Here is a 16,535-nt window from a genome sequence, read left to right as displayed (position 1 = left end):
AGTCTTGACCAAGCGGGTGCGCCTGCGGCGCACGCTCGATCTTTGAAACGCCGCCCTTTTCGGGGCGGCGTTTTCTGTTTCGGACGCGCTGCCACAAAGATTGACCGGCGGCAGATTCGCTGCTAGAGATTTATTGAACACTTGTTCATTAAAGCGGAGGAAGACGCAGATGTTCATGGCCACGATGAAATTCGATCTGGGTGAGGATGTGAATGCCCTGCGCGAGATGGTGCATCGCTGGGCGCAGGAGCGAGTCAAGCCGATGGCGGCCGAGATCGACGCCACCAATGCCTTTCCGAATGAGCTGTGGAAAGAGATGGGAGACCTTGGTCTGCTGGGTGTTACCGTGCCGGAAGAGTACGGCGGTGCAGGCATGTCTTATCTGGCGCATACGATCGCCGTCGAAGAGGTCGCGCGCTTCAGCTTCGGTTTCTTTGTCATACGGGGCGCATTCGAACCTGTGCGTGAACCAGATCAAGCTGAACGGCAATGAAGAACAGAAGCAAAAGTACCTGCCGAGGCTTATCTCGGGCGAGCATGTGGGGCGCTGGCCATGTCGGAACCTTCGGCCGGGTCGGATGTGGTGTCGATGAAGCTGCGCGCCGAAAAGCGGAACGACCATTACCGTCTGAACGGCAACAAATACTGGATCACCAACGGGCCGGATGCGGATACTCTGGTGGTTTATGCCAAGACGGACCCCGATGCCGGATCAAAGGGTATTACCGCATTTCTGATCGAAAAAGAGATGAAGGGTTTTCAACCTCGCCCCATTTCGACAAGCTGGGTATGCGCGGGTCGAACACGGCTGAGCTGATCTTTGAAGATGTAGAGGTTCCGTTCGAGAACGTGTTGGGCGAAGAGGGCAAGGGTGTTGCCGTGCTCATGTCGGGGCTGGATTATGAACGGGTCGTGCTGGCAGGCATCGGGACCGGCATCATGGCCGCCTGTCTGGACGAAGTGATGCCTTATCTGGCTGAACGCAAGCAGTTCGGCAAACCCATCGGCAGCTTTCAGTTGATGCAGGGCAAGATTGCCGACATGTACACCGCGATGAACTCGGCGCGGGCCTATGTTTACGAAGTCGCCAAGGCGTGTGACCGCGGTGACGTGACCCGGCAGGATGCGGCAGCGTGTTGCCTTTACGCGTCGGAACAGGCGATGGTTCAGGCCCATCAGGCGGTTCAGGCGCTGGGCGGGGCGGGCTTCCTGTCGGATGCGCCGGTCAGCCGGATTTTCCGGGATGCCAAGCTGATGGAGATCGGTGCAGGCACCAGCGAGATTCGCCGGATGCTGATCGGCCGCGAAATGATGAATGAAATGCTCTGAAAGAAAAAACACCCTGCGGACGAGGTAACCGCAGGGCGCTTTGGAAACGGGATCAGAACCGATGGACGTAGGAAACACCGACCAGCCAGGGATCGATTTCCGCGGTGCCGATGGGGGCGCCGTTGAGCGAGACGTCCGAGTCAATGTCGAACCAGCGCACGTTCAGGCGGATCGCCCCGTTGTCGGTGACCATGTAATCCAGACCGGCCTGCAACGAGACGCCGAAGGAGTCATCGACCTTGATGTTGCCCAGGGGCGATTGCTCGTCGAAGAAGATCGTATAGTTGAGACCGGCGCCGACATAGGGTTTCCAGGCGCTGTTGGTCGGGAAGTGATAATTCAGCGACAGGGTGGGCGGCAGGTGCTTGACCGTGGCCGCGTCCGTACCGCCAAGGGCCACGGTGTGTTTGAACGGGGTCGCCGCCAGAAGCTCAATGCCCAGGTTGTCGCGAATAAAGTATTCGGCGGTGAAAATCGGGCGGGTGTCCGCGTCGATCGTCGCTGCCGCACCGGCCAGCGTGCCGTTGTCGGATTTCGGATCCAGATAGCCAACACCGATACCCAGCGTCCAGTCCCCTTGCGACTGGGCCAAAGCCGGAGCCGCCAGGGCGACCAGCGCGGTAGACAGTGTCAAAGCGGCGAGTTTCTTTGTCATATTCTTGCCTTTGGTTATGTTGATGCTCTTGGTTTCGCAAAGGCGGTGTCCGGCCACTCTGATCTGCATCAAGTTTGTGTGATGTGTCCGCCCAAGGTCAGGTCGCGAAGCATCAGGAAAACAAGGGGAATTCGCGTTGTTGCACGCTGAGCGCATACCGGGTTTGCGCTCAGGAGGAGGCTGGGACATACCGGACCGGCTGAACATGGCGCAGCAATGTCTGAACCATCCGGGTGATCAGGTGGCGCTTATTGATCTGACCGGATCAGGGCAGCGGCTGACAACCTATGGGCAACTGGCGCAAATGGCTGATGGGATTGCCCGCGCCCTGCTGGCCCGCGTCCGGCCCGGTGATCGGGTCGGAGTGCTGCTGAGCCAGTCACCCTGGTGTGCGGCAGCTCATCTGGCGATCTGGAAGATCGGCGCGATTTCGGTGCCCTTGTTCAAGTTATTCAAACGGGATGCGCTGCGGTCGCGGGCGGGCGATGCAGGCGTTCAGATCGTGCTGACTGATGCTGAAGGGGTGGATTTGCTGGGCGATCTGGCTGAACCTCTGATCGCATCCGAAATTGGCGTGGCCGGTCCTGCGCTGCCCTATGCCGCGACAGGGCCCGAGGATCCTGCCGTATTGATCTACACCTCTGGTACAACCGGCAGCCCCAAAGGCGCACTGCACGGGCACCGGGTTCTGACCGGGCATGTGCCGGGTGTCTCGATCAGCCACAATCACCTGCGCGAAGGAGACTGCCTGTGGACCCCGGCGGATTGGGCGTGGATCGGCGGGTTGTTCGATGTGCTGATGCCGGGCCTTGCGCTGGGCATTCCGGTTGTCGCGGCACGGCTTGAAAAGTTCACTCCCGAAGCCTGCGCCGAGATCATTGCGCGGGGCGGGGTGCGGAATGTGTTCTTTCCGCCGACCGCCCTGCGGATGCTCAAGGCGGCGGATCAGGCGATCCCGGGTTTGCGCTCGGTTGCGTCCGGGGGTGAACCGCTGGGGGCCGAGATGCTGGCCTGGGGCCACGGTGCGTTTGGTCTGACGATCAACGAATTCTACGGCCAGACCGAATGCAATATGGTCGTATCCTCCTGCGCCGAGGATTTCCCTGTTCAACCCGGCTGTATCGGAAAGCCGGTGCCTGGGCATGAAGTCGCGGTGATCGACGAGGATGGCATCCCGACCAGCGAGGAAGGCGATGTTGCCATCCGGCGGGGTTCGGCCTCGATGCTGCTGGAATACTGGAACAATCCGCAAGCGACGGCCGAGAAGTTCCGGGGTGACTGGCTGATCACCGGAGACCGCGGCGTGTGGGAAGGCGACTATCTGCGCTTTGTCGGTCGGGATGATGACGTGATCACCTCGGCCGGTTACCGCATCGGTCCGGCCGAGATCGAGGATTGCCTGCTGACCCATCCGGCTGTGGCCACCGTGGGCGTGGTCGGCAAGCCCGACCCGCTGCGGACCGAGATCGTCAAGGCCTACGTGGTGTTGAAACCGGGGCCGAGGCCACGGGTGCCGAGTTGCAGGGTTGGGTCAAGGACCGTCTGGCGCATTATTCGTACCCGCGCGAAGTGGCATTTCTGGAGGAACTGCCGATGACCGTGACCGGGAAGGTGATCCGCAAGGAGTTGAAGGCGCGGGCGGCGGGGGAAGATGTAGGGGAATGAAAGTACTCGATAGAATTAGTGGGCTCCGATGTCCTTGTTGCGACGCACCTGTCACGTGGAATATCGCAAATACAGCGAAGGGCAGTGAGGGCTACATACCTTTCGTCGAATGTGGAAAATGCAATGAGAAGCTCAGAGTCGCGAGCGGTTCTGGTCTCATCCACGCAATAATAGCTTGCACTCTCGTGACCGTTTTTTGGTTCGCCTTTGGAATGATGGGCTTGTTCGGCGTCGACGGCGTGTCACTGTTCCCAAGTTGGGTGCCGATTGGACTATTAGGAAAATCAATATTGTTTGGCATTGCTGTGGTTTTCATAGCTCTTCCAATTGCCAATCGGTCTTTGAAAATAGAGGTATGCAAATGAAACTCACATCCAAAGCTATGCCCGCCTCTGAGGGCTTCAAAGCCAACCGCGCAGCCCATCTCGACGCGCTGGCGCAGATATCTGCCGCCGCCGAGGCAGCCCGCATGGGGGCGGCGAGAAATCCGCGCGCGGCATGAATCCCGCGGCAAGATGCTCCCCGCCGAAGGGTGGCGAACCTGCTGGATCCGGGGTCTCCGTTCCTCGAAATCGGGGCAACAGCGGCGCATGGGATGTATGGCGGTGCCGCGCCCTGTGCTGGGGTGATTGCGGGCATTGGCCTTGTGCAGGGGCAGCAGGTTATGGTTGTGTGCAATGATGCCACCGTGAAAGGCGGCACCTACTATCCGATGACGGTCAAAAAACACCTGCGGGCGCAGGAGATTGCCGAGGAAAACCATCTGCCCTGTATCTATCTGGTCGACAGCGGTGGCGCGAACCTGCCCAATCAGGATGAGGTCTTTCCCGACCGCGATCACTTTGGCCGCATTTTCTACAATCAGGCGCGGATGAGCGCGAAGGGGATCGCTCAGATCGCCGTGGTCATGGGGTCATGCACGGCCGGTGGCGCCTATGTGCCGGCGATGTCGGATGTGACGATCATCGTCAAGGAACAGGGCACGATCTTTCTGGCCGGCCCGCCGCTGGTCAAGGCAGCAACGGGAGAGGTCGTCAGCGCCGAAGATCTGGGCGGCGGCGATGTGCACACGCGCCTGTCCGGCGTGGCCGATTATCTGGCCGAGGATGATGCGCACGCGCTGGCCTTGGCCCGTCGGGCGGTTGGGTCACTCAATCGCCGCAAGCCGCAGACGGTGGACTGGGCCAGCCCCGAAGATCCGGCCTATGACCCCGAGGAAATCCTGGGCGTTGTCCCTGCTGATCTGCGCACGCCCTATGACATCCGTGAAGTGATTGCGCGTCTGGTCGATGGGTCTCGGTTCGACGAATTCAAACCGCGCTTCGGCGAAACGCTGGTCACGGGGTTTGCCCATGTCAAAGGCTGCCCGGTTGGGATCATCGCCAACAACGGCGTGCTGTTTTCCGAGGCGGCGCAGAAGGGTGCCCATTTCGTCGAGCTGTGTTCGCAACGCAAAATCCCGCTTGTGTTCCTGCAAAACATCACCGGGTTCATGGTCGGTCGCAAATACGAGAACGAAGGCATCGCGCGGCATGGGGCCAAGATGGTGACGGCGGTGGCCACGACGTCGGTGCCCAAGATCACGATGCTGGTCGGCGGCTCGTTCGGGGCCGGGAACTATGGCATGGCCGGTCGTGCCTATCAGCCGCGCTTTCTGTGGACCTGGCCGAACTCGCGGATTTCGGTGATGGGTGGAGAGCAGGCCGCTGGCGTTCTGGCCACCGTCAAACGCGACGGGATAGAACGGCAGGGCGGCACGTGGTCCGCCGAAGAAGAGGCCGAGTTCAAACGCCCGACGCTGGAAATGTTCGAGGAACAGTCGCATCCGCTCTATGCCTCGGCGCGACTGTGGGATGACGGCATCATCGACCCGCGCAAAAGCCGCGACGTGCTGGCGCTGTCGTTGAACGCCGCGCTGAACGCTCCAATCGAGGAGACACGCTTCGGCGTGTTCAGGATGTAAAATGAGCGTGACTTTGAAAGACCTTATGGCCCGCTATCCAGGTGCGCAAACCTTCAAATTCGGCGACAACCCGGTGCTGAGTGCAGAGCTTCTGGCTTTGGTCCGTTCTGGCCGTAAAACAGCGACCTGCGATGCGCTCGGCAACTATCCGGACGGCAGCCTTGAAATGCCGAAGCCCGGTCGACGCGATATTGCGCTGAACTGGGATGACACACCGGCTTTGGTCATTGAAACCGTCGGTGTCTCGATCCAGCGCTATTGTGATGTGACCGAGGAATTCGCTTTGGCTGAAGGTGAGAATGAAACGCTTGAAGGATGGCGGGAAGATCATCGCCGTTATTTCCAACGAAACGGCGGCTTTGATCCTGAGATGAAACTCGTGTGCGAACGGTTCCGTCTCGTCGAAGATCTGGCAGTGGAAGGGTGAAAGACATGTTCAACAAAATCCTGATTGCCAACCGGGGCGAGATCGCCTGCCGCGTCATGGAAACGGCCCAGTCCATGGGCGTGTCCTGCGTTGCTGTCTATTCCGATGCGGACGCGGCGGCCAAACACGTTCAGATGGCGGACGAGGCGGTTCATATTGGCGGCCCCGCCCCGGCGGACAGCTATTTGAAGGGCGACGTCATCATTCAGGCCGCGCTGGATACCGGTGCACAGGCGATCCATCCGGGGTATGGCTTTCTGTCCGAGAACCCCGGTTTCGTGGATGCCGTGCAGGCGGCGGGGCTGACGTTCATCGGCCCTTCGGCGGATGCGATCCGCAAGATGGGCCTCAAGGACGCGGCGAAGGTTCTGATGGAGAAGGCCGGCGTTCCGGTCGTACCCGGCTATCACGGCGACAATCAGGACCCCGAGCATCTGGCCGGTGCGGCGGATGCGATCGGCTATCCGGTTCTGATCAAGGCCGTTGCGGGCGGCGGCGGCAAGGGGATGCGCCTAGTCGAACGCCCCGAGGATTTCGCGACCGCGCTCGACAGCGCGCGGGGCGAGGCCCGGACCGCCTTCGGCAATGATGCCGTACTGGTCGAAAAATTCGTGACCAAACCCCGCCATATCGAAGTGCAGGTGTTCGGCGATGGTACTCATGCCGTGCATCTGTTCGAACGCGACTGCTCGTTGCAGCGCCGCCATCAGAAGGTGATCGAAGAAGCCCCCGCCCCGGGCATGACGTCTGAGATGCGCGAGGCCATGGGTCAGGCCGGCGTGCGCGCCGCCGAGGCGATCGGCTATAAGGGCGCGGGCACGGTCGAGTTCATCGTCGATGCCTCTGACGGGCTGCGCCCCGACAGGTTCTGGTTCATGGAAATGAACACGCGCCTTCAGGTAGAGCACCCGGTGACAGAGGCCATCACGGGGATCGATCTGGTCGAGTGGCAGCTTCGCGTGGCCGCAGGCGAGCCTTCCCAAGAAGCAGGATGATCTTGCGATCTCGGGCCATGCGTTTGAGGCCCGGCTTTACGCCGAGGACGTTCCGAAAGGGTTCCTGCCCGCGACGGGAACGCTGACTCATCTGGTTTTCCCAGCCAATTGTCGCGCCGATAGCGGCGTTCGCGCCGGGGACACGATCAGCCCGTGGTACGACCCCATGATCGCCAAGGTGGTGGTGCATGGTTCGACACGTGCCGTTGCACTTGAGACGTTGAACCGGGTGCTGCAACAGACCGAAGTTGCGGGTACCGTTACCAATCTGGCCTTTCTGGGCGCGTTGACGCGTCACAAAGGATTTGCCTCGGGCGATGTCGATACGGGTCTGATCGGGCGGGACCTTGAAACGTTGGTACAGGAAGCCGAGCCGTCGGATGTTACCGCGGTTGCGGCGGCGATGACGGCACTGGACCTGGTGGATGTCGATCCGGAAACCGGGTTTTCGCTGTGGGCGCCGCTGCATCGCGCCGTGCAATTGTCCCGTCGTGACGACGTGCTGGATCTGGACGTGCAGGTCGACGGGCCGGATCGCCAGATTTGGCAGATTGGCGAAAACCGCGTCGTTGCGGAACGCACCGCCGGGCGCTGGATGTTGAACGGCGCGCCGATGCCTCGCGTTGCCGCACATAACGGGACCCTGACGGTTTTCACCGATTACGGTCAGAGCTTTGACGTCATCGATCCGCTGGACCGCGATACCAGCGCGACCGGCAACACCAATGTGATCGAGGCGCCTATGCCCGGTCTGGTCAAAGCCGTCTTTGCCACAGCGGGACAAACCGTACAGAAAGGCGATCGTCTGGCAATTTTGGAAGCGATGAAGATGGAGCATTCGCTGCTTGCGGCGCGGGACGGGATCGTTGCCGAAGTGCTGGTCGGGGATGGTTCGCAGGTCGAAGCCGGGGCTGCCTTGGTGAGGTTGGAGGAAGAAGCTTGATCTGTACCCGCGCAACGCGGCGTGCCAAGGTCAGACGATATTTGCTTGAAACGACGACAATCCAGAAGGGGGGCGGACATGGGTGAGCTGGTCGAAATCTATGAGGTCGGGCCGCGCGACGGGCTGCAAAACGAAAAACGCGAAATACCGGTCGCGGACAAGATCGCCTTGATCGACTGTCTCAGCCGGGCGGGGTTTCGCCGGATCGAAGTTGCAAGCTTCGTGTCCCCGAAATGGGTGCCGCAGATGGCGGGTTCCGCTCAGGTGCTGGGGGGGATCACGCGTGCGAATGGGGTGCGCTATGCCGCGCTGACGCCGAACATGCATGGCTATGGCGACGCGCTGGCGGCCGGGCGGACGAGATTGCCGTGTTCGCCTCGGCCTCCGAAGGATTCTCGAAGGCCAATATCAATGCCTCCATCGCCGAGTCGATCGAGCGGTTCACGCCGATTCTGGAGGCGGCGCGCCATATCGACCTGCCGGTTCGTGGCTATGTCTCATGCGTTACGGATTGCCCATATGACGGTCCGACGCCGCCCGAAAAAGTGGCTGAGGTTGCTGATCGGCTTTTCGCGCTGGGCTGTTACGAGGTTTCGCTGGGCGACACGATAGGGCAGGGAACTCCGGACAAGGTTGCACATATGCTTCTGGCAGTGCGCGAGTGGGTTCCAGTGACGCGGCTGGCGGGGCATTTCCATGACACCAACGGGCGCGCGATCGACAACATCGATGCGGCATTGGCGCTGGGCGTGCGGGTGTTCGATGCAGCAGTGGGAGGGTTGGGCGGTTGCCCCTACGCCCCGGGTGCGGCCGGTAACGTGGCGACCGAGGAGGTTGCGGCACATTTGCATCGGCTGGGATACGAAACTGGCCTGGATATCGACGTTGTTGAAGAGGCCGCGCAGATGGCCAGGGCTTTGAGGGGCTGACATGTTTGAAACGATCACGATCTCGACGGATAGGCGTGGTGTCGCGACGCTCACCCTGAACCGGCCGGAAAAACACAATGCCATGTCGGGGCAGATGATCACGGAATTGACCGACGCCGCATCGCAACTTGGTCAGGATGACGCGGTCCGGGCGGTCGTTCTGGCCGCGGCGGGCAGGACGTTTTGTGCCGGCGGTGATCTGGGGTGGATGCAGGACCAGATGGCGGCTGACAAAAAGACGCGTTTTGTCGAGGCGCGCAAACTGGCCGAGATGTTGCAGGCTCTGAACACGATGCCAAAGCCTCTGATCGGGGCGTTGCAGGGCAATGCCTTTGGGGGCGGGGTGGGCATGGCGGCCGTGTGCGATGTCGCGATCGGGGTCGACGGTCTGATGATGGGGTTGACCGAAACGCGCCTGGGCTGATCCCGCAACAATTGGCCCCTATGTCATCGCCCGCATGGGCGAAGCGCGCGCGCCGGGTCTTCATGTCGGCCCGTCTGTTCGATGCGTCCGAGGCCGTTGATCTGGGCCTGCTGGCGAAAACCGTGTCGGCAGATCGGCTTTCGGAGGCCGTTGAGGACGAAATTCGCCCCTATTTGTCTTGCGCGCCCGGGGCGGTTGCCTCTGCCAAGGCGCTGGTGCGCGCTTTGGGGCCGCGCATCGACGATGCCGTGATCGATCAGACCATAGGCGAGTTGGTCGAGCGGTGGGAAACACACGAGGCACGCGAAGGGATCGCGGCGTTTTTTGAAAAACGAAAACCTGCATGGAATAAGTAGGTTTTACAAGGTTCCGCCATGCCAATGCCAAACGCGGGTGCTGCGATTCTATGCCGCGCTGTCAAGCGCAGGTTTGATCGCGAAGGGGGCTGTGTTCGGTTGACCCTCTGACCCCGCGGGGATAGAGAATGTCCAGTCAACACGCCAATTGACGGCGCACCCGGATCGGGGCATGCGCAGGAAAGGAGCTATTCGTGGAAGACCTGCTGCGGGAGTACCTCCCGATTCTGGTGTTTCTGGCCGTTGCCGTTGGCCTTGGGATCGTCTTGATTCTGGCCGCCGTCGTACTGGCCGTCCGCAATCCCGACCCCGAAAAGGTCAGCGCATATGAATGTGGTTTCAATGCCTTCGACGATGCGCGGATGAAATTCGACGTCCGATTCTATCTGGTTTCGATTCTGTTCATCATCTTCGATCTTGAAATTGCCTTCCTGTTTCCCTGGGCCGTCGGCTTCAAGGACATCAGCGATGTCGGGTTCTGGTCCATGATGGTGTTCCTGGGTGTTCTGACCATCGGCTTTGCCTATGAATGGAAGAAAGGGGCGCTGGAATGGGAGTGATGACAGGTGCAAACACCGCTGGCGTCGACAAAGAAGTCGCCACCCAGGCCCTGAATGCCGAGCTGCAGGACAAAGGGTTCCTGCTGACCTCGACCGAAGACATCATCAACTGGGCCCGTACCGGCTCGCTGCACTGGATGACGTTTGGTCTGGCCTGCTGCGCAGTTGAGATGATGCATACCTCGATGCCGCGTTATGATGCGGAACGGTTTGGCATTGCCCCCCGAGCGTCTCCGCGTCAGTCGGATGTGATGATCGTGGCCGGAACCCTGACCAACAAGATGGCGCCCGCGCTGCGCAAGGTCTATGACCAGATGCCCGAGCCGCGCTATGTGATCTCGATGGGGTCTTGCGCGAATGGCGGTGGGTATTACCACTATTCCTATTCCGTCGTACGTGGCTGTGACCGGGTTGTTCCGGTGGACATCTACGTGCCCGGATGCCCTCCGACTGCTGAGGCACTGCTTTACGGTCTGATGCAGTTGCAACGCAAAATCCGCCGTACCGGCACAATTGTCCGCTGAGGAGAGAGCTGATGAGCGAAGCACTCAAGGAACTCGGCGCGCAGCTGGAAATCAAACGATCTGATTGCGTTCTGTCATGGGACGTGACCCATGGCGAACTGAACGTGGATGTGGCGCCGTCAAACCTTGTGGAATTCGTCGAATTCCTGAAATCCGACCAGAGCTGCAAATTCTCGTCGCTGGTGGATATCACCGGTGTGGATTACCCCGAACGCGCCAAACGGTTCGATGTGGTCTATCACTTCCTGTCGATGTACCAGAACCAGCGCATCCGGCTGCGGGTGTCGATCCGCGAGGATGACATGGTGCCCTCGATCGTCGATGTTCACCCCTCGGCCAACTGGTTCGAGCGTGAGGTGTACGACATGTTCGGCATCCTGTTCTCGGGCCACCCAGATCTGCGCCGCATCCTGACCGACTACGGCTTTCGCGGTCATCCGCTGCGCAAGGATTTTCCGACCACTGGCTATACCGAGGTCCGCTATGACGAGGCGCAGAAACGCGTCGTCTACGAGCCGGTCAGTCTCGTGCAGGAGTACCGTCAGTTTGATTTCATGTCCCCATGGGAAGGTGCGAACTACATTCTGCCGGGGATGAGAAACAGGAGACCGAATAATGGGTGGCATCTGGTGGCTGATCCTGTCTGCGCTGACCATCATTCCGATGGTGAAGATATTGCCGTTCTTCGGGATCAACAAATACTGGTGCCTGCTGTGTCTGGTTCCCTTTGGCACGATCGCCCTGCTGTGGTGGGTCGGGCTTAAACTGCAAGAGCTGGAGCGCCGCTGATGGGTCTGGGGAACTGATCGCGTTGGGGGCGCTGGGGTTCTGCTGGCCGGGGCTGCTGCCAAAGCGGCCGAGGCGGAAAAGGTTCGGGTTCGGGCCGATGCGAAAAAGAAACGAGGGCGTTGATGGACGGCTCAAGATACGATGACGGCAGCACGGACGCGCTGAGCGGAGAACAGAAGATCCGCAACTTTAACATTAACTTCGGCCCGCAACACCCTGCGGCGCACGGGGTTCTGCGTTTGGTGCTTGAACTGGACGGCGAGATTGTCGAGCGCTGCGACCCGCATATCGGCCTGCTGCACCGCGGCACCGAAAAGCTGATGGAAAGCCGAACGTATCTGCAAAACCTGCCCTATTTCGACCGTCTGGATTACGTGGCGCCGATGAACCAGGAACATGCCTGGTGTCTGGCCATCGAAAAGCTGACCGGGGTTGAAGTACCGCGTAGGGGTTCGCTGATCCGGGTTCTGTATTCCGAGATCGGTCGCATCCTCAACCACCTGCTGAACGTGACCACGCAGGCGATGGATGTGGGCGCGTTGACCCCGCCGCTCTGGGGCTTTGAAGAGCGCGAAAAGCTGATGGTGTTCTATGAGCGTGCCTGCGGGGCCCGCCTTCACGCGGCTTATTTCCGACCCGGCGGTGTGCATCAGGACCTGCCGCCGGAACTGCTGGACGATATCGAGGCCTGGAGTCACGAGTTCCCAAGCGTCCTTGATGACATTGACGGGCTGCTGACCGAAAACCGCATCTTCAAGCAGCGCAACGCCGATATCGGCGTGGTGACCGAAGATGACATCCAGAAATACGGCTTCTCGGGCGTGATGGTGCGTGGATCGGGTCTGGCCTGGGACCTGCGTCGCGCGCAGCCCTACGAGTGCTACGACGAGTTCGAATTCCAGATCCCCGTCGGCAAGAACGGCGACTGCTATGACCGCTACCTTGTCCGCATGGCGGAAATGCGCCAGTCGCTGCTGATCATCCGTCAGGCCATCGCCAAAATCCGCGAGTGCCCCGGTGACGTTCTGGCGCGCGGCAAGATCACCCCGCCAAAACGCTCGGACATGAAGACCTCGATGGAAAGCCTGATCCATCACTTCAAACTGTATACCGAAGGCTTCCACGTGCCGGCTGGTGAGGTCTATGCCGCCGTCGAGGCCCCCAAGGGCGAGTTCGGCGTCTATCTGGTCGCCGACGGCACCAACAAGCCTTATCGCGCCAAACTGCGCGCGCCGGGTTTCCTGCACCTGCAAGCCATGGACCACGTTGCCAAAGGCCACCAACTGGCCGACGTCGCCGCCATCATCGGCACCATGGACGTTGTGTTTGGGGAGATTGATCGGTGAGATGCTTTGCCCTGATTCTGGCCCTCGTGGCTGCCCTACCGGCGCAGGCCGCATCGACTCACCCGACGGCAAAAGTGCTGGAGGTTATGCGGGAAAACGGCTGTCGGCTGGATATTTCGCAAACCGAGGAGGCTTTTTCTGCGCGTGACCTGCGCCCCGAGGATGTCAGCGCCGTGATCAATTCCTGGCCGAACGGGGGTTGGCTGGTCTGGACGGTCCCGTATTCGAGATTGCGCCTGCGATTTGCGGTGCGCATGGACTTGTGCCCGAGGATACGGCAAGGCGTGCCGACGCCTTATTTGACTTCGTGCGTTTGAATGGGTGCCGTATGGTCGAAGAAGAAGCCGAGATAAAATTGCGCCCCGCCGGTTTTACACAGGCCGAAACGCCTGATCTGATTGCCTTCCTTGTCGAACAAGGTCGCGCGCATCAGAACGCCCCCTATATCATCGTGATCGGAGATGCCTGCTAATGCTGCGCCGTCTGCACCCCGAACAACCCGAAAGCTTTGCCTTCACCGCTGCCAACCAGCAATGGGCCAAAGCGCAGATTACCAAATACCCCGAGGGGCGTCAGGCCAGCGCGGTCATTCCGCTGCTGTGGCGCGCGCAGGAGCAGGAGGGCTGGCTGAGCCGTCCGGCGATTGAATCGGTCGCGGATATGCTGGGCATGGCCTATATCCGCGTGCTCGAGGTCGCCTCGTTCTACTTCATGTTCCAGCTGCAACCAGTAGGATCTGTGGCGCATATTCAGGTCTGCGGCACGACGTCCTGCATGATCTGCGGGGCCGAGGATCTGATCGCGGTCTGCAAGGAAAAGATCGCTGCCAAGCCGCATGAACTTTCTGCCGATGGCAAGCTGAGCTGGGAAGAGGTCGAGTGCCTGGGATCGTGCACCAATGCGCCGATGGCGCAGATCGGCAAGGATTACTATGAGGACCTGACCGCCGAGAGCTTTGGCAGGATCCTCGACGATCTGGTGGCGGGCAAGGTGCCGACGCCCGGTCCTCAGAATGGGCGTTACGCGGCCGAGCCGTTGAAAGGGCTTTCCAGCCTGTCCGAATATGAAGCCAGCAAGCCGAAATACAACGCGAGTGTTGAACTGGCGACAGAGCTTGGGGACACGGTCAAGCGTATCGACGGAACCGAAGTTCCGATCCTGACTCCTTGGCTTGGTAAGGATGGCAAAGCCGAAGCTTCCGGTTCCGCTCCTCAACCGCCGAAAAAGCCGGAGCCCGGCAAGACGGCGGCACAACAGAGTGCAACCAAAAAATCTACCCATACCGAACCGGCATCTCCCGAGGGCGCTGCAGCAAAGACGGATGGCCCGGACGTTCAGGAGACCCAGCCTAACACTCTAACCGCGGCACGTGACGGCAAGGCGGATGACCTTAAATTGTTGAAAGGCGTCGGCCCCAAGCTGGAAGAAACGCTAAACGAGCTGGGTTTCTATCACTATGACCAGATCGCGGCCTGGACGCCCGAACATGTGGCCTGGGTCGATGCGCGATTGAAATTCAAAGGCCGGATCGAACGCGATGGCTGGATCGAGCAGGCGACCAAGCTTGCTGCCGGTGAGGAAACCGAATTCGCCAAACGTGCCAAAGAAGACGGCACATACGAAGACTAGACGGATGCCCGTTCCGGGCTTCGGGGGAAGATGGACAAGCACAAGGAACAGGCCATAGCCCGCAAGGGCCGACATATCGGGGTGGTCATCGCCGTGACCATGCTGATCTGGCTTGCGATGAACCTGTTCATTGGCCCCGCGCTGGGTTTGACAACCCGGCATGCGCTGCTGTTTGATTTCGCCGCTCTGGCGGGATTCATCTATGCGGGCGTCAACATTTTTCAACTCTGGCGCATGCGTCAGGACAGCTGAAGGTAACACGCGATGCTGAAGGATCAGGACCGGATCTTTACCAACATCTACGGGATGCATGAACGCACGCTGAAAGGTGCGCAGGCCCGCGGGCATTGGGACGGCACTGCTGGCCTGATTGATAAAGGGCGCGACTGGATCATCCAGACGATGAAGGATTCCGGGCTGCGCGGACGCGGCGGCGCGGGTTTCCCGACCGGTCTCAAATGGTCGTTCATGCCCAAGGAAAGCGACGGGCGCCCGTCCTATCTGGTGGTCAACGCGGACGAATCCGAACCCGGCACCTGCAAAGACCGCGAGATCATGCGCCATGATCCGCATACGCTGATCGAGGGCTGCCTGATCGCGTCTTTCGCCATGAATGCCCACACCTGCTACATCTACCTGCGTGGTGAGTACATCCGCGAACGCGAGGCGTTGCAGGCCGCGATTGACGAGGCCTATGACGCGGGTCTTCTGGGCAAGAATGCCGCGGGCTCGGGCTGGGATTTCGACCTGTTTCTGCACCACGGGGCGGGCGCCTATATCTGTGGCGAGGAAACGGCGCTGATTGAAAGCCTCGAAGGTAAAAAGGGCATGCCGCGGATGAAGCCGCCGTTCCCGGCAGGTGCGGGTTTGTATGGCTGCCCGACGACCGTGAACAACGTCGAATCCATCGCCGTCGTACCTACGATCCTGCGCCGTGGGGCGGATTGGTTCGCAGGTTTCGGCCGCCAGAACAACGCGGGCACCAAGCTGTTTGCGATCTCGGGTCACGTCAACAACCCCTGCGTCGTGGAAGAGGCGATGTCAATTTCCTTCGAGGAGCTGATCGAGACCCATTGCGGCGGCATTCGCGGTGGCTGGGACAATCTGCTGGCCGTGATCCCCGGAGGATCCTCGGTTCCGTGTGTGCGCGGTGAGAACATGCGCGACGCGATCATGGATTTCGATTATCTGCGCAACGATCTCGGCTCGGGGCTTGGAACGGCGGCGGTGATCGTGATGGACAAGTCCACCGACATCATCAAGGCGATCTGGCGCCTGTCAAAATTCTACAAACACGAAAGCTGCGGCCAGTGCACGCCCTGCCGCGAAGGCACTGGCTGGATGATGCGGGTCATGGACCGCCTGGTGCGCGGCGAGGCCGAGCTGGAAGAGATTGACATGCTGTTTGATGTGACCAAACAGGTGGAAGGTCACACGATCTGCGCGCTCGGCGATGCGGCCGCCTGGCCGATCCAGGGCCTGATCCGGAATTTCCGTGAAGAAATCGAAGACCGCATCAAGGCTCAGAAATCGGGCCGTATGGGTGCGATGGCGGCGGAGTGATCGGGATGGACATGTTTGCAGAATACAGCCACGCGATTTCATCGGTTGTGCTTTTCACGCTGGTGGTTCTGTTCTTGGCCCCGTTTTCAGCGCTGGCCAAGCAGGGCAAAGGCCTCGCGCCTGGGGCGACCCCTGAGCAGGACTATTCCGACCAGGCCTATCGACTGAACCGGGCCTATCTGAACGGAACGGAAACGCTTCCGGCGTTTGTGGCTGTTGTGACTGCGGCGGTATTGCTGGGCGTCAGCCCGGTCTGGGTCAATCTGCTGGCGTCTGTCGCATTGGTTGCGCGGTTGGTGATGCTGGTGGTGCACATCAAAGGCATAGGCAAGCCGAACAGTGGCCTTCGGTCCGTGCTGTATGTATTGGGCTGGGCCTGCATGTTTGTGATTGGGCTTATGGCATTGGTGGCGGCTTTCTGATGGCGTCCCGGCAGAT

The 16,535-nt window shown here is 60.4% G+C and carries 12 protein-coding genes and 7 pseudogenes; 18 read left to right on the top strand and 1 reads right to left on the bottom strand.

The window, feature by feature from the left end; translation table 11 throughout:
* Window positions 1–169: 169 nt before the first annotated feature.
* The 3 genes and pseudogenes from ACR3E6_RS16375 (at window position 170) to ACR3E6_RS16365 (ending at window position 1,329) form a co-directional block, all read left to right on the top strand.
* Window positions 170–593 (top strand): annotated as a pseudogene (locus ACR3E6_RS16375) (acyl-CoA dehydrogenase family protein).
* Complete coding sequence (locus tag ACR3E6_RS16370; protein WP_480488066.1) at window positions 554–817, top strand: acyl-CoA dehydrogenase family protein; 264 nt, start codon at window positions 554–556, stop codon at window positions 815–817. Before ACR3E6_RS16375 ends, ACR3E6_RS16370 begins: the two are co-directional and overlap by 40 nt.
* Window positions 790–1,329 carry an acyl-CoA dehydrogenase family protein gene (locus ACR3E6_RS16365; protein WP_480488065.1) on the top strand — a complete coding sequence of 180 codons (540 nt, stop codon included), beginning with the start codon at window positions 790–792 and terminating at the stop codon, window positions 1,327–1,329. Before ACR3E6_RS16370 ends, ACR3E6_RS16365 begins: the two co-directional genes overlap by 28 nt.
* 52 nt (window positions 1,330–1,381) lie before the next feature.
* Here the strand turns inward: ACR3E6_RS16365 and ACR3E6_RS16360 are convergent, their stop codons facing one another.
* On the bottom strand, window positions 1,382–1,984 hold the full coding sequence (locus ACR3E6_RS16360) for an OmpW/AlkL family protein (protein WP_171227945.1): 603 nt from the start codon (window positions 1,982–1,984) through the stop codon (window positions 1,382–1,384).
* A gap of 136 nt (window positions 1,985–2,120) precedes the next feature.
* Here ACR3E6_RS16360 and ACR3E6_RS16355 point away from each other — a divergent pair.
* The 15 genes and pseudogenes from ACR3E6_RS16355 (at window position 2,121) to ACR3E6_RS16285 (ending at window position 16,519) form a co-directional block, all read left to right on the top strand.
* Window positions 2,121–3,649: pseudogene (locus ACR3E6_RS16355) on the top strand (AMP-binding protein).
* 361 nt (window positions 3,650–4,010) lie between these two features.
* Window positions 4,011–5,612, top strand: a pseudogene (locus ACR3E6_RS16350) (carboxyl transferase domain-containing protein).
* 1 nt (window position 5,613) lies between these two features.
* Window positions 5,614–6,039: an ASCH domain-containing protein gene (locus ACR3E6_RS16345; RefSeq protein ID WP_480485206.1), complete on the top strand. Its 426-nt coding sequence runs from the start codon at window positions 5,614–5,616 to the stop codon at window positions 6,037–6,039.
* 5 nt (window positions 6,040–6,044) lie between these two features.
* Window positions 6,045–7,977: pseudogene (locus tag ACR3E6_RS16340) on the top strand (acetyl/propionyl/methylcrotonyl-CoA carboxylase subunit alpha).
* Window positions 7,978–8,055: 78 nt separating this feature from the next.
* Window positions 8,056–8,906: pseudogene (locus ACR3E6_RS16335) on the top strand (hydroxymethylglutaryl-CoA lyase).
* A 1-nt stretch (window position 8,907) separates the two neighbouring features.
* Window positions 8,908–9,686, top strand: a pseudogene (locus ACR3E6_RS16330) (crotonase/enoyl-CoA hydratase family protein).
* Between the two features lie 194 nt (window positions 9,687–9,880).
* A complete protein-coding gene (locus ACR3E6_RS16325) occupies window positions 9,881–10,246 on the top strand; it encodes an NADH-quinone oxidoreductase subunit A (protein ID WP_050602775.1) in 366 nt (121 codons plus the stop codon).
* Complete coding sequence (locus tag ACR3E6_RS16320) at window positions 10,237–10,770, top strand: NuoB/complex I 20 kDa subunit family protein (RefSeq protein ID WP_010442777.1); 534 nt, start codon at window positions 10,237–10,239, stop codon at window positions 10,768–10,770. The genes ACR3E6_RS16325 and ACR3E6_RS16320 overlap by 10 nt, the downstream gene beginning before the upstream one ends.
* A gap of 11 nt (window positions 10,771–10,781) precedes the next feature.
* Window positions 10,782–11,363: pseudogene (locus tag ACR3E6_RS16315) on the top strand (NADH-quinone oxidoreductase subunit C); the annotation flags it as partial.
* A gap of 318 nt (window positions 11,364–11,681) precedes the next feature.
* On the top strand, window positions 11,682–12,905 hold the full coding sequence (locus ACR3E6_RS16310; protein ID WP_480488064.1) for an NADH-quinone oxidoreductase subunit D: 1,224 nt from the start codon (window positions 11,682–11,684) through the stop codon (window positions 12,903–12,905).
* A gap of 199 nt (window positions 12,906–13,104) precedes the next feature.
* Window positions 13,105–13,377, top strand: a complete 273-nt coding sequence (locus tag ACR3E6_RS16305) for a hypothetical protein (RefSeq protein ID WP_480488062.1) — start codon at window positions 13,105–13,107, stop codon at window positions 13,375–13,377.
* Window positions 13,377–14,534 carry an NADH-quinone oxidoreductase subunit E gene (locus ACR3E6_RS16300; protein ID WP_480488060.1) on the top strand — a complete coding sequence of 386 codons (1,158 nt, stop codon included), beginning with the start codon at window positions 13,377–13,379 and terminating at the stop codon, window positions 14,532–14,534. Before ACR3E6_RS16305 ends, ACR3E6_RS16300 begins: the two co-directional genes overlap by 1 nt.
* A gap of 30 nt (window positions 14,535–14,564) precedes the next feature.
* The gene (locus ACR3E6_RS16295) at window positions 14,565–14,786 is read left to right on the top strand and encodes a DUF5337 domain-containing protein (RefSeq protein WP_480485197.1); all 222 of its coding nucleotides are present in this window, start codon (window positions 14,565–14,567) and stop codon (window positions 14,784–14,786) included.
* Between the two features lie 12 nt (window positions 14,787–14,798).
* Window positions 14,799–16,097: an NADH-quinone oxidoreductase subunit NuoF gene (gene nuoF, locus ACR3E6_RS16290; protein WP_209832595.1), complete on the top strand. Its 1,299-nt coding sequence runs from the start codon at window positions 14,799–14,801 to the stop codon at window positions 16,095–16,097.
* Window positions 16,098–16,102: 5 nt separating this feature from the next.
* Window positions 16,103–16,519, top strand: coding sequence for an MAPEG family protein (locus ACR3E6_RS16285; RefSeq protein WP_210092583.1), 417 nt, complete (start codon window positions 16,103–16,105; stop codon window positions 16,517–16,519).
* The last annotated feature ends 16 nt before the right edge of the window (window positions 16,520–16,535 follow it).

The sequence above is a fragment of the Ruegeria sp. AL3 genome, from assembly GCF_056536065.1.
Note: the sequence above shows the minus strand (reverse complement) of the source record. Positions and strands in the feature narration are given on the sequence as shown.

What these genes read in the sequence shown, in the direction of transcription:
- ACR3E6_RS16360 (WP_171227945.1), bottom strand. Translation starts at nt 1,984, where the DNA reads ATGACAAAGAAACTCGCCGCTTTGACACTGTCTACCGCGCTGGTCGCC.
- ACR3E6_RS16345 (WP_480485206.1), top strand. Translation starts at nt 5,614, where the DNA reads ATGAGCGTGACTTTGAAAGACCTTATGGCCCGCTATCCAGGTGCGCAA.
- ACR3E6_RS16310 (WP_480488064.1), top strand. Translation starts at nt 11,682, where the DNA reads ATGGACGGCTCAAGATACGATGACGGCAGCACGGACGCGCTGAGCGGA.
- ACR3E6_RS16285 (WP_210092583.1), top strand. Translation starts at nt 16,103, where the DNA reads ATGGACATGTTTGCAGAATACAGCCACGCGATTTCATCGGTTGTGCTT.
- ACR3E6_RS16300 (WP_480488060.1), top strand. Translation starts at nt 13,377, where the DNA reads ATGCTGCGCCGTCTGCACCCCGAACAACCCGAAAGCTTTGCCTTCACC.
- ACR3E6_RS16365 (WP_480488065.1), top strand. Translation starts at nt 790, where the DNA reads ATGCGCGGGTCGAACACGGCTGAGCTGATCTTTGAAGATGTAGAGGTT.
- ACR3E6_RS16295 (WP_480485197.1), top strand. Translation starts at nt 14,565, where the DNA reads ATGGACAAGCACAAGGAACAGGCCATAGCCCGCAAGGGCCGACATATC.
- nuoF (WP_209832595.1), top strand. Translation starts at nt 14,799, where the DNA reads ATGCTGAAGGATCAGGACCGGATCTTTACCAACATCTACGGGATGCAT.
- ACR3E6_RS16320 (WP_010442777.1), top strand. Translation starts at nt 10,237, where the DNA reads ATGGGAGTGATGACAGGTGCAAACACCGCTGGCGTCGACAAAGAAGTC.
- ACR3E6_RS16370 (WP_480488066.1), top strand. Translation starts at nt 554, where the DNA reads ATGTCGGAACCTTCGGCCGGGTCGGATGTGGTGTCGATGAAGCTGCGC.